This window comes from Verrucomicrobiia bacterium (assembly GCA_035495615.1).
Classification (GTDB): domain Bacteria; phylum Omnitrophota; class Omnitrophia; order Omnitrophales; family Aquincolibacteriaceae; genus DATJFP01.
Genome location: DATJFP010000095.1, coordinates 1 through 13,029 on the forward strand (window position 1 = coordinate 1; position 13,029 = coordinate 13,029).

Consider the following 13,029-nt stretch of genomic DNA (forward strand, 5'->3'; position numbering starts at 1 on the left):
GAAAGCTTTTTTGAAGGCCAGGCCGGCAAAAGCGAACGCGAGCAGGTGGTGGTCTTCATCGCGGGCCATGCGAATGGGCATGATGAAAACGCGAAGCTTCACCTGCCGGGCCGGGACGTGGATTTCAAGACCCTGATCTCCTGGCTCGACGGCATCAAGACGAAGCAGATGATCGTGGTGCTGGCCACGCCGCAGGGCGAGGCGTGGATGAAAAAATTCAGCCGGCCCGGGCGCGTGATTCTCGCGGGCAACGGGCTGCGGAAGCACAACGCGCTGCCGGTCATGTTCCTGAAATTTTTTCCCGCCGAGCTTTTGGCCTCGTCTTCGCCTGGGGAGGGTGCGCAAAGCGCGCAGATTTCCCTGGCGGACGTTTTCCTCCGGACCCATCAAAAGGTGATGGAGTGGTACCGGACCAACGGCCTTTATCCGACCGAGGAGCCTTACCTGGAGGCGGATGGTGACGGCAAAGGCATCGTGCCTCCGGCTGACGAGGTGCAGGAAGCGGCCGCGGGCAGCGCTGCTGCCGGGACGGCCGAAAGCGAACGTCTCGAGGCGCTGAGAAAAAGCATGGAAAAAATACAGGGCGAAATGCCCGACCTGCGGCTGGCCCAGCAGGTTCTGTTCAAGGTTCCGGGAGGAAATCGTGAAACCGCTGCCAAGTGAAACTAAAGCGCCTGCCAAGGTGAAGATCCTGCAGGCCGAGATCGAAAACTGGAACGACGAAAAGACCGCCGCCGAAGTCATCGCGCGCGTGAAGCTTTTTCACCAGCGGACGCTGGAAGAGCTGCAGAAAGTCATTGTTGGGCAGAAAGACATCCTGGAACTGATCCTGGTCGGCATGCTCTGCCGCGGCCACGTGCTGCTGGAAGGCGTGCCGGGCCTCGGAAAGACGCTGCTCTTCAAGACGCTCGCGCAGATCCTCGATCTTAAATTCCAGCACGTGCAGTTCACGCCGGACCTCATGCCCGCCGACATTCTCGGGACTGAAATCATCCAGACCGACCCGAACACTCAGGCGCGCACGCTGAAATTCCTGCCGGGCCCCATCTTTTCGCACTTTCTGCTCGCCGACGAGATCAACCGCACGTCGCCGAAGACGCAGTCGGCGCTGCTCCAGGCCATGCAGGACAAGGAAGTCACGGTGGGAAAAAATACTTACCCGCTCGAAGAGCCGTTTTTCGTGCTGGCCACGCAGAACCCGATCGACCAGGAAGGCGTTTACCCGCTGCCCGAAGCGCAGCTCGACCGGTTCATGTTCAACCTGTTCATCGTTTATCCGACTTACGACGAGGAAGTGGAGATCGCCAAGCGCTTCACGCAGGCTTACGGGCCGAAGGTCAGCAAGGTCATCAGCCAGGAAGACATCCTGAACCTCCAGACGCTCGTGCGCGGCATGCTCATTTCCGAAGCCGGCCTGCGCTATGCCGTGGACATTGTCACGGCCACACGTCCGGGCCCCAAGGCGCCGGCGTTCGTGCGCGAATCGGTTGAATGGGGAGCGGGACCGCGCGCCACGCTCAACATCGTGCTCGCGGCGAAAGCGCGTGCGCTCATCAAGGGACGCTACTGCGTGGCCTCCGAAGACGTGCGGGCTGTCGCCATGTCCGTCCTCCGGCACAGGATCAAGCTGAACTTTTCCGCGGAGGCCGAGAACATCAAGGCCTCGGACATCATCCAGAAAATCCTGGATACCGTCCCCGCGAATCCCAACACCAAACGCTAACATAATTTCTCCCGGCGGCCGCAGGGCGTCCGGGACAGCTTTCGTATGCAAAAAAACACCGAGAAAATGCTGGACCCTCAGACGCTTGCCGCGGTCCGGAACTTTTCCCTCAAAGCGCGGCTCATCGTGGACGGTTTCCTGATCGGGCGCCATCGCGGGCCGCATCACGCCTTTTCGCACGAATACAGCCGCCACCGCGATTATTATCCCGGCGATTCGCTGAAACTCGTGGACTGGAAGCTCTTCGCCCGCTCCGACCGTTTCTTCGTGCGCGAATTCCAGGAAGAAACCAACCTCTACTGCTGGCTGCTCGTCGACATCAGCCGCTCCATGAGCTATTCGGGCCAGGCCGGGCCGGTCACGAAGCTCGAATACGCGAGCTGCCTGGCCGCCGCGTTTTCGTATCTCCTCCTCCAGCAGAAGGACATGGTAGGCCTTATCCTTTTCGACGACAGGCTGCGCCGCGTGGTGAAGCCCAGCGCATCCTCACGCCAGCTGAACATTCTCCTGAAGGAGCTCAAGGCCGTGAAGGAAGGAGGCGTCTCGGATTTTTGCCGCACCGCGCGCCTTGCCGCGAGCCGCATCAAAAAGCGCGGGCTTGTCGTGCTTTTCTCCGACCTGCTCGAGCCGATCGACCAGATCGAAAAGACGCTGAAGCATTTTCTCCACGGCGGCCGCGAGCTCATCGTCTTCCACCTGCTCACGCCCGAAGAAATCCATTTTCCTTTCAAGCGTTTCGGCTTTTTCGAGGACCTGGAAACGCGGCAGAAGGTGCTGCTGCAGCCCAACCTGCTGAAGGCCGAGTACACGCGGCGAATGCAGGAGCACCTGCAGGCGCTCAAGGCGCTGTGCCGCAGGATCAAGGTCTCTTACCAGCTTCTCGAAACCACGCGGTCTTACGATTCGGCGCTCGCGGAATTTTTCAAGGTCCGGGAGAGGATGCACTGATGGGACTTTTTTTCGCCGCGCCGCTTTATCTCGCCGGTTTCCTCAGCCTTGCCGTGCCGTTCCTGCTCCTTTTCACCAAGGCCCGGACAAGCCAGAAAACGCCGTTCAGCTCCGTGCAGTTCCTGCGCAGCCTGACGGAAAAAGCCACGCGCACGATCGAGTGGAAAAAGATGCTGCTGCTCGTCCTGCGGCTCTTGCTGCTGGCGTGCCTTGTCCTCGGATTTTCCATGCCGTTCTTTTCGAAAAGCGGCTGGCGGCTCTACGGACGGCCCAAGGTGCATCACGTCCTCGTCCTCGACAATTCCTACAGCATGAATTATTTCGAGGAAGGGCGCAGCCTTTTCGACCGGGCCAAAGACAAGGCGCGGGCGTTCGCGCAGCAGAAAATCCAGGACGGGGACCTGGTCTCGCTTTACGCGTTCAACCGCGAGCTCGAACCGGTCGTGACGTCCTCGCGCGGCAAAAAAGAAATTCTGTCTGCGCTGGACGGCCTCTGGTGCTCGGAGCTGCCGAGCGATTTCGACGGCCTGCCCGCGGCGCTGCGCAAGGTGCTGGAGCGGGAGAAGGAGCTTCCCGCGGCCGTGCATCTGTTTTCGGATTTCGCGGCGGCCAACGCCGAGGAGCGCGCGGCAATCGAACGGTTTCTCGCGCAGGAAAAGAAGATCGCGCTCGACACCATAGTGCTCGAGCCGCGCGAATACATCAACTTCGCCGTGGAAGACGTGGTCCTGCCCGATCATCCGTTTTTGCCGGGCAAGGAAGAAGAGGTGCGCGCGCATTACCGCAGCTGGGGCATGAGGCCGGGCTCGAAAGTCGTGCTGGATCTCTGGTCCGGCGGAACTCTCGTGCAAAGCCAGGAAATCGCGGTGCCGGAAAACGGAAAAGGCTGGGCTTCTTTCCGCGTGCGGTTTCCCGGGCCGGGACGCTATCCGCTGAAAATCGAAAGCTCCGCGGACGCGCTGCAGCCCGACAACGTGCGCTACGCGATCGCGAACGTGCATGACCCGCTCCGGTTTTTCCTGGTGGAAGACAAGACGTACGAGCGCCCCTTCGAAAGTCCTTACTACTACTGGATGCTGGCGCTTTCCAGCTTCGGAGGGCCGGAAGAAGAAGAGAAATGGTTCCGCATCGCGAAAAGCCGCGGCGCGGACCTGCGGCCGCTGGACTCGGAGCCGTACGACCTGGTGCTCCTCGCGGACGTGGAAAGCCTCGGGCCCAAGGATCTTAATTCGCTCCAGTCTTACGTGAAACGCGGCGGCACGGTTTTCTTCGCGCCCGGCAGCCGTTTCGCGCGCGGCAATTACCGCAAGGACGCGTACCTGGAAAAAATCCTGGGCGGACGTCTGGGGGAACCCGAACAGCCCGGGGCCGCGCGTCAGTTTCATCTGCGTCCCGTGGATTACGGCCATCCCATGCTGAGGATCTTCGACCAGGGAAGGCAGGGCGATCTGGGCCGCATTCCTTTTTCTTCGTTCACGCCGTACCTTGCCGCCGAAGGCGAGGGCGACGACCGCCGCATCCTGCTATGGTTCGAAGACCGTTGGCCCGCGCTCGTGGAAAAAAAGACGGGCAAAGGCAAAGTGTTTGTCTGGACGACGAGCCTGGGCCAGGAATGGACGGATTTTCCGAAGTCGCCGCTCTTCGTGCCGTTTGTGTTCGAGTTTTTGAAATACGCGGTCCAGAAAAGCTGGACGCATGGCCCGGTCTATCAGGCCGGGGATGAAGCCGTGCTCGCGCGGGAAAGCGCGGCCGCCAAATCGTCGGTGATCGTGAAAGACCCGCTGGGCGAGCAGACCACGCTTTACACAGACGCACGCGGCGAGCTTCCGCCGGTCGTGCTCGACAAGACGGGCATTTACGAATGGTTTGAAATGGGGCAGGAGTCCGCCGTGTGGAAATCGTTTGCCGTGAACGTCGCGGTGCGCGAATCCGACCCGCTGTACGTGGACCCGCTCGGGACCCGGGCGGAAACGCCGAAGCCCGGAACCGCGCCCGCGGGAAATGCCGCGTCGCTGACGGAGAAAAATTTCTTTTATCTTCCTTTTTTCGCGGCGGTGCTGCTGCTTCTTTTGGCCGAAGCCTGGGTCGCCAACCGTTTTTACCAGCCGCAGTGGGTTTGAGATGAAAAGCGCGCTCGAACAAAAATTGAAACGGAGAAGCCGCGGGCTCGTGATCGTGCAGGCGGCAAGAGGCGGCCTGTGGACGCTCGGCGGGCTGCTGCTCGTTTTTTACGGGCTGGTGGGCGCGCTGAATCTTAATCCGGCGTTCGCGGTTTTTCCCGTTTCGCCGGCCGCGGTGTTCGGCCTGGCGCTGGGCCTGCCTGTCTTTCTGGCGCTCGGCACCGGCCTTTTCGCGCGCATGAACACGCGCAAGCTTACGCTTTCGCTCGAGCATCATTACCCGAGGCTGCGCGACCGCATGCTCACGCTCTGGGAAATGACGGGCGGCTATGCGAACCAGGCGCAGCATCCCTTCAGCCGGGCGCTGGTCAAGAGCCTGGAATCGGAAATGAATACGCTGCTCGACCGCTTCGGGTTCGGCAAGGCCGCGGCGCTGGGCAAGCTGATCGTGCCGTGCGTGTTTGCCTGCCTGTTTGCGTTCGCCATGACCGTGCACGCGTTCGTGCAGCCGGAATTTTTCCGTCAGGGCTACCGCCTTCTCACGCACGGCAACATCCCGTCGTCTTTCCGCGTGATCACGCAGGAACGCGGGACGCCGCTCCCGTCCTTCCCGCTGGAAGTGACGCCCGGCAACTGCGAAATTCCCAAAGGCAGCAACCTGCTGATCGAGGCCGCGGTGTCCGGCTACACGCCGCAGAAGGTCACGCTCTACGTCAAACAGGAAGAGGAGATGGCCTGGCGGTTTTTTCCCATGAAGACGACGGGCCCGGGCCGTTATCAGTACCTGCTCACGCATGTCAGCGCCTCCAGCATTTACTACGTGAAAGCCGACCATCGCGAGTCGCTGGTCTACGCCATCAAGCTGTTCGAGCCGCTCGTCGTCAAGCGCGCGGTGTGGAAACTGAGATTCCCAGACTACATGGGCCTGCCCGAAGAACAGATCCAGGGCTGGGGCGAAAAGATGACGGTGCCCGCGGGCACGCGCTTCCACGTGGAGCTGGAAATGAACCGGGACGTGAAGTCCGGACGCATGACCGCGGAAGAGTCTTTCGAGATCCCGCTGAAACTCAAGTCGCCCAAAATCCTGGAAGCCGATTTCGAGCTGGCCAATGACAAGATGCTGAACCTGGAAGTCCTGGGCGCGCAGGGCGAACCGCTCGCGAACCTGCCTTCCATGTGGATCCAGGCGCTGCCCGACATGCTGCCGTACCTTGAAGTGATCGAGCCGCATGCCCAGAACTACGTTTTCCCGAGCGAGGAAGTGCCGTTCGTCATCAACGTCGAAGACGATTATGGGATTGCGTCCGTCGCGCTGGTCCTGCGCGTCCGCGGCAAGGAGCAGCGCATCGAGTGGCTGCCGGAAGGGAAGAAGCCGAAGAAAATGAGCCTGCGGCCCGTGCTCGAACTGGAAAAATTCGGGCTCCACGCCCGCGACCTGGTCTTTGCCCATCTCGAGGTACGCGACAATTATCCGGGCGAAAGCCACACGATCCGCTCGCCGCTTTTCAGCTTCCTGATCCGCGATTATGTGGAACAATTCCGTGTGAATTCGCCGCCGCCCGCGGAGCCGTCGCTCCGGAAACTTTTCGAAGACATCCTGGCCGACCAGGAAACGCTGGTGCGGGACACGTGGAATTATCTGTCCATGAGCTCGTCGCCCGCGGCGATTGAAATCAAAGACGCGGCCCCGGGCGAAAAGGCGGCCTTATGAGCGGTTCCCGCAAAACTCCCGCGGTTAAGGCGCTCGCGGTGCTTGCAGGCCTCACGCTCTGCGTGCCTTCGGGCTTTGCGCAGGCGCCGGCCGTGCCTCGCGAGATCCAGCGCATCCGCGACCAGCAGGCCGCGGTGCTCACGCGCATGGAAGACCGCTTGAAGGATATCGAGACGCGGCATCCGGAGTACATCCGCAAAAATCCCCAGGCCTTCGAGAGGCTGAAGGAATCGAAAGCCATGCTCGCGTCCTCACTCGCCGAGCTCAACAAAGGCAACGTGGACGGCGCTTTCACCGAGCAGTCGGATTTCTTTTCGGAAATCGCCCAGATCTTCGTCGAGGGCATCAACTTCCTTCGCGACGAAGAAGAAAGCAAAACCCCGCCGCTCGGCACATTTCTGGACAAGCAGGGCGACAACGTCATGTTCCCGCGCGAGAAAAAAATGACGGTCGGGACCAAGCCGTTTTACGAGGCGCAGAAATTCGAGAAAGGCGAAGTGGTCAGCATGGCCACTCAGGCCTCAGAGCCCGAACCCAGCCCGGACAAGGACTCGTACATGGAAGCGCAGGACAACGGCCAGAAGATTTTCAAGGACCGCCTGCAAAGCGAGCAGAAACAAAAATCCACGACCGGTTCCGGCGGCGCGCTGGAATCTTTGGGAGAAAATCCCGCGGTTTCGAAGACCACGCAAAAGATGAAACTCGAAATCACGGAGCAAAGCGGCGGCGGTCCTTCCGGAGAATCCGGCAATGCGGGAGACGGCGCGGACGGAGCTTCAGGATCCGGAGCCTCAAAAAGTTCTCTGGCCGGCAAAGGCCCGGACCAGGGGCTTCCTAAAACGGGCGAGCCCGCAGGAGAAGCCTTGAAAGGCGCGGCTTCGTTCAGCGGCGCCGCGGGCAGCGCGGGGGGATCGGGCGCGGGGCCTTCCGGAAATTCCGCGGACACGACGGAAGCCGGGACGCTGCATCTCGGCGCGGGCGAGGGACGCGGAGGCAGCTCGGGTTTTCAAAAAAGCGGAAGCGGCGGCGGGCAGGCCGGCGGCGCGGGCAGCGGAAGCGGGGGAACTAAAGGACGGAGTTTCGAAAAACAAGAAAAGAAAAATCCCCTCACCCTTCCCCTCTCCCCTGAGGGGAGAGGGATGGGAGAGGGGGACGCGAGAGAAGCGGCTATGCAAGAAGCGCTTGCTTCGGCTTCGGGCGGCGGGGCGGCCGCAGGCCCGGAAGCGGCCTCCGGAAATTCGCTGCAGGGCGCGGGAACGGACAGCGGCGCCGGAGCCGGATCAGGCGGCGCGGAAAAAAGCGCAGGTTCGGACGGGCAAGGTTCGGGCGGACGCGGCAGCAGTCTGGATGCGGGAACGCCGGAACCTTCGGGCGCGGAAAATCTCTGGCGTTCGAAAGATGGAAATCTCCAGGCCTCGACCGGTACCGGAGAATCTTTTTCGGCGAAGAGCCAGGCCGGAAGCAGCGCGAAAATCGGAAGCGGTTCGCAAAAAGCGGTGGCGTCAAAATCCGGAGGCGCGGGGCTTGCGGCCAGCGGCGCCGGACAGGGAATCATGGGCGGCGGGGCTTCCTCTTCTCCTGCCGCGGGAACCGAAGGGCAGGGCAAAGGACCTTCGAAAGCCGAAGCCGGCAAGGAAGGGCTCACGCTCGGAGGTCATGAAGCTTCCGCGGGACTTGGAGAAAGCGGCCAGGCGTCGAACGGCACCGGCGGCGGCGCGGGTTTTTCCTCGAGCGCGGCGGTTTCCGGAGCGAAGAAAAGCCAAGGCGTTTCTGAGAGCGGCGATGAGGGGGCTCAGGGCGCGCGTTCCGGAGACGGAAGCGGAAGCGGCAACGGCAAGGCGGAGGGAGATTTGAAAACAGGCGGCGCCGGAGGGCTCAGCGGAAGCGCGGCCTCGGGCGGACAGGGCATGAAAGGCGGAGCCGGCGCGGCCGCAGAGTCGGGCAGCGATTGGGGCGTTCTGGGAAGCGCGGGTAAAGAAAGCGGCGCGGGGCTGAGTGGTGCGGCCGGAAATGAGGCGCGGGAAGGAAGCGGCGCTTCCGGAGAATCCACGGGACAAGGCGGACGGGGCGCGGGCAATGCCTCGCGCGGCGGAGGCAGTTCCTCCCTTAATTATATGGAAGGCTCGGGCGACGGAGCCGGAAAGAGCGGCGCGGGAGGCGAAGGCCTGGGCCGCGGCGGACTTTCTGCGGGCGCGGGACAGGGAGATTCGGGCAGCGCCGAAACGCGTTCGTCCGCCTCCGCTCCAGGCGCGCGCGAAGCGCTTGATCAGGCCGCGGCGCAAAAGGCAGTCTTGGAAGCAGCGGCTTCCGGAGCGGGACAAGGCAAGAGTGCCGGAGCTTCGGGACTTTCTTCCGGCGGCGCAGGGGCAGGGAATCAAAAAAAGGCGGACGGCAAAGGCGGCGGCGGTTCCGCGGCGGGCGCGGCTTCCGGGGCGGGAGCTGCGGCTGCGGGTTCGGGATCGGGAGCCGGTGGAGGCGGAGGCGCTTCTGCGGCACGGCGCGCGGCCTCGGGGTCTGCGGCGGGAGCGGGTTGGAGCGGTTCCGGAGCGGGCGGAAGTGCCGCGGGGCAGGCCGGAGGTTCCGGCGGCGGAGGAGGCGGTGCCGCGGGTCAGGCTGGCGGTTCCGGCGGCGGAGGTGGCGGTGCTGCGGGTGCGGGCGCTGGAGCTGCTGCGGGCGCGGGCGGAAAAGGCGATGCGCCTCCTTCCGAGAAACAGGACAAAACTCCGGAAACAAAAGAAGCGCGCGCTTCTCAGGCCACAAAAAATGAAGAAGGAAACCAGCCTCCGGAAAAATCGCCCCTCGAACAGGAAGGCGAGGCTCTGTCCGAAGAACAGGATCCGCTGAAATCCCAGCTGACGGACCAGGAAACGCAGCTGCAGAATCTCGACGAGCAGGACACCACGGCCGCGATCCGGGAATGGCTGCTCCAGGAAAAAATCCTGCTCAAGGAGATGAAGCGCTTCAAGCCCGTGAAGAAACCGAATCCGCGCAACGTGCCGTGGGAATTTTACGTGCTGCGGCAGAAACAATTGCTGAACCAGCTCAAGCAGCTTCGCCGCCGCATCGAATTTTTCGGCAAGAGCGACGACTATCTCCTCGAGCTGCAGAAGCTTTCCGAATTCGCCAACCGGCTGCTCGACCTTTTGAACCGCGGGGATTACACCGAATACGAAGCCGCGGCCCACGCTTATCAGGACCTTCTCAAAGACATCCGCAGCATCCGTCCCGTGCCTTCGCGGGAAGTCAAAGAATCCCAGAAGTACCGCGCCGCGGAAGAAGAGCCCGTGCCCGAAGCTTACCGGGCCATGGTGTCGCGTTACTACCAGCTTCTTTCCGAAAGATAACCATGAAATCCGGCCCGGGATTTTTCCCGGAGATAACATTTCTGAATCCGCTGCCGGGGCCCGTGCTGTTTTTTCTGGCCCTCGCGGCCGCGGTTTTTTTCTTCTCCGCCTTCCACCGGTTTTCCGTGAAGCCTTCCCGGCGGCTGCGCCTTGCGCTGGCGGTCCTGCGGGCGCTTGCGCTCGGGCTTGTCTTCCTCATCCTCCTGGATCCCTACACCCGCCAGCGGGGCCGCGCCGAATGGATGGGCGTGCTCGTGGACACGTCCGCCAGCATGGGCATTGCCGAGCCCGGCGAGGCCGCGCCGCGCTTTGCGCTGCTTCAGGCGTTCCTGGAACAGGACGCGGCCTGGAAAAAAAACGCGAAGCTGCTTTTCCGCACGATCGAGACTTTTGACGCCGGCCTGCATCCGGCGGAAGCACTTGGAAAAATGAAGCCGGAAGGAAAAGCCAGCCAGCTTGTCGCCGCGCTCCAGGAAATCGACAGCCGCTACCGGAACGACCCGGACCTCCTGGGCTGGATCGTGTTCACCGACGGCGCGGCCACGGATGCGCCGCCCCAGCCGGGCAGGATTTTCGGCGAGTTCTCTTTTCCCTGGATCGCGGTGCAGACAGCGTCCGAAAAAGAAATCCCGAACGTGCGGATGCTTACGCCGGAAATGCGGCCGCTCGCCTTTGCCGGCGAAATCATTCCCGCGAAGGTGCGGTGGACTTCCAATCTCGAGCCGAAAACGAAATTGAGCCTGAAGGTCCGCGTGGGCGAAAAAGAGGTGCTGGACAAATTGGTGGAGGCGGGCGACGGTGCCGCGGAGCTGGAGATCCAGGCGCCCGAAGCCGGGGACTATCCGGTCGAGGCCGCGCTCCATCCTCTGGACGCTGAAGGCGCGAGGGACGACAATTCCGCGCGCGCCTGGCTGCGTGTCGTGCCGCGCCGCGTGCGTGTTTTTTACATCGAGTCTTTTTACAAAGACGAAAACCGTTTCAAGAAAGCCCTCGAAACTGATGCGGACTTCGACGTGACGTTCGCGGCGAGCCTGCTCGGTTTCGCGCGCAAAAACCAGGTCCCGTTCATCAAAGACCCGCTGTACGGCCTGCCGCAGAAAAGGGAAAACTTTTTCCAGTACGACGCGATCGTGCTGAGCGACGTGAAGCGCTCGCTTCTTTCGCCCGACCAGGTGCGCTGGACGCGCCAGCTGGTGGAAGAGCAGGGCGGCGCGCTCATCATGATCGGCGGCATGGACTCCTTTGGCGACGGCGGTTACGTGGGCACGGAGATCGAGGCCATGCTGCCGGTCGAGATCAGCGAGGAATATAAGAAGGATGTTTTTCTCGCGGCCAAGGGCAAGGCGGAAAAACAATTCCGGCCCGTCCTCGTCAAAGGTGCTGAAGCGCATCCGCTGGTTCGGCTCGTGGACGATCCGTCCGAAAATGCGAACCTGTGGGCGAACATTCCACTGCTTGGCGGCTACAACTATGTCGGACGCCTGAAGCCGGGCGCCACCGCGATCCTGCAGCATCCGGCCGACGAAAGCACGTTCGGCCCGCGCGTCATCCTGGCCGTGCAGAATTACGGACGCGGGAAAGTCGCGGCCTTTACTTCCGACGTGACGCCAAACTGGGGGACGGAGTTCCAGGACTGGAAAGACGACGAACACGGCTGGCTGTTTGCCAAGTTCTGGCGGAACGCGTTGAAATGGCTGACGGAAAACCGGGTGCTGGGCCGGGCTTCGGCACTGGACATCCAGATCAGTCCGGATCTCGCCGAGGCGCATGAAGAAATCGAAATCCGGGTGCGCGTGCCTGAAGACGCGGGGCCTGGCGCTGCGCTGCGCGCGGAGCTTTCGAAAGACGGCGCCGTGGCCGCGTCGCATGCGTTCAGCGGCGGTTTCGAAAACGCGGCCGCATCCTGGACCGTCTACGGCCTGGAGGCCGGCGATTACGCCGTCCGCGTTTTTTACAGCGCGCCGGACCGCATGCCGGTCGAGGCGGAAAAACGCTTCACGGTCCACGAATCCCGCCGCGAATCCGATCATTTAAAGGGAGACAGCCTTCTGCTCAAAGAGCTCACGGCCAGGACGCATGGCGTCTATCTTCCGTTCGAAGATGCCGGCGGCCTGGAATCCGCCATCGAAAAAATCAGGAAGGTCCAGCTCCGGCGGCATGCCGCGCCCTTCTGGAACCGGCCGGGATTTTATCTCGCCCTTCTCGCGCTGCTCATGGCCGACTGGCTCCTGCGGAAGAAAAAAGGCCTGGACTGAATAAACGCCGTTGCGGCTCCGTCTCCATTTGGTAGAATAGCTTCCCCCGGAACAGGAGTTTTATGAAATCCCGTCATTTTCTGGTTTTTCTTTTAATCGCCGCCGCCGGCGCGTCCGGCTGCGACACGCTTGCTCCGTTTGTCCAGGACTTCAACATCATCTCCATTCCCCAGGAAAAAGAGATTGGCGCCCAGATGGCGCAGGAAGTCGCGAAGCAGATGCAGATCAATACCGATTCCGCGCTGAACGAGCGTGTGAGCGCCATCGGCCGCAGGCTGGTGAATGCTCTTCCGCAGCGCGATTTCGATTATCAATTTTCCGTGGTGAACGACGACACACCGAACGCCTTCACGATCCCCGGCGCCCATATCTACGTGCACACCGGGCTTCTCAAATTTGTTTCCGACGACGATGAGCTGGCGGGCGTGATCGGCCACGAAATCGGCCATGCGTACGAACGGCATCCGGCCAAGGGCATTTCGCGGCAGTACGGGCTCGAGCATCTGGCGGGAATCGTATTGAAAGGGCACGAGACCCAGCTGCGGTCCATGACGCTGCAGATTATCGGCGGCGGTTTCCTGAGCAAGTACGGCCGCGACGACGAGCGCGAAGCCGACGAGATCGGATTCCTTCTGGCGCGGCGCGCGGGTTACGACGGCGACGGCCTGCTCCGCTTTCTGAAAAAACTTCTCACGATCACGGGCAATGGCCCGACGCTTATTTTCTTCCAGAGCCATCCGCCCACGCCCGAGCGCATCGCGCGCCTCGAGGCGTTGGCCAAAGGCGCGCCGGTTTCTTTTCCCGCGCCGTCGAACGGTTTGGCCATGGCGCCGCTTGCATATCAGCCGCAGGCCCCGCGCGCGGCTTATGCCGTGCAGCCCGCCTATGCGGCTCCGGCGCCGTCCGCTTCTTACCCTCCGGCGCGCCG

The 13,029-nt window shown here is 62.2% G+C and carries 8 protein-coding genes; all 8 read left to right on the forward strand.

The annotated features are described in order from the left end of the window. The coding region (locus VL688_12140) for a hypothetical protein (protein HTL48800.1) at nucleotides 1-663 on the forward strand (663 nt) is incomplete at its 5' end. Continuing rightward, a complete protein-coding gene (locus tag VL688_12145; protein HTL48801.1) occupies nucleotides 644-1,723 on the forward strand; it encodes a MoxR family ATPase in 1,080 nt (359 codons plus the stop codon). The genes VL688_12140 and VL688_12145, both read left to right, overlap by 20 nt. A 45-nt stretch (nucleotides 1,724-1,768) precedes the next feature. After that, nucleotides 1,769-2,671 (forward strand): DUF58 domain-containing protein, encoded by a 903-nt coding sequence (locus VL688_12150; protein ID HTL48802.1) that lies wholly within the window; start codon nucleotides 1,769-1,771, stop codon nucleotides 2,669-2,671. After that, nucleotides 2,671-4,791, forward strand: a complete 2,121-nt coding sequence (locus tag VL688_12155; protein ID HTL48803.1) for a BatA domain-containing protein — start codon at nucleotides 2,671-2,673, stop codon at nucleotides 4,789-4,791. Before VL688_12150 ends, VL688_12155 begins: the two co-directional genes overlap by 1 nt. 1 nt (nucleotide 4,792) lies before the next feature. Continuing rightward, a complete protein-coding gene (locus VL688_12160) occupies nucleotides 4,793-6,502 on the forward strand; it encodes a hypothetical protein (GenBank protein ID HTL48804.1) in 1,710 nt (569 codons plus the stop codon). After that, nucleotides 6,499-9,846, forward strand: a complete 3,348-nt coding sequence (locus VL688_12165; GenBank protein ID HTL48805.1) for a hypothetical protein — start codon at nucleotides 6,499-6,501, stop codon at nucleotides 9,844-9,846. The genes VL688_12160 and VL688_12165 overlap by 4 nt, the downstream gene beginning before the upstream one ends. Before the next feature lie 2 nt (nucleotides 9,847-9,848). Beyond that, nucleotides 9,849-12,101, forward strand: a complete 2,253-nt coding sequence (locus tag VL688_12170) for a glutamine amidotransferase (GenBank protein ID HTL48806.1) — start codon at nucleotides 9,849-9,851, stop codon at nucleotides 12,099-12,101. A 62-nt stretch (nucleotides 12,102-12,163) separates the two neighbouring features. Continuing rightward, nucleotides 12,164-13,029: M48 family metallopeptidase (locus VL688_12175; protein ID HTL48807.1), on the forward strand; the 866-nt coding region annotated here is incomplete at its 3' end.

Bases quoted from the DNA above. Each gene is read 5' to 3' on its own strand.
- VL688_12160 (HTL48804.1), top strand. From the start codon at position 4,793: ATGAAAAGCGCGCTCGAACAAAAATTGAAACGGAGAAGCCGCGGGCTC.
- VL688_12170 (HTL48806.1), top strand. From the start codon at position 9,849: ATGAAATCCGGCCCGGGATTTTTCCCGGAGATAACATTTCTGAATCCG.
- VL688_12165 (HTL48805.1), top strand. From the start codon at position 6,499: ATGAGCGGTTCCCGCAAAACTCCCGCGGTTAAGGCGCTCGCGGTGCTT.
- VL688_12155 (HTL48803.1), top strand. From the start codon at position 2,671: ATGGGACTTTTTTTCGCCGCGCCGCTTTATCTCGCCGGTTTCCTCAGC.
- VL688_12150 (HTL48802.1), top strand. From the start codon at position 1,769: ATGCAAAAAAACACCGAGAAAATGCTGGACCCTCAGACGCTTGCCGCG.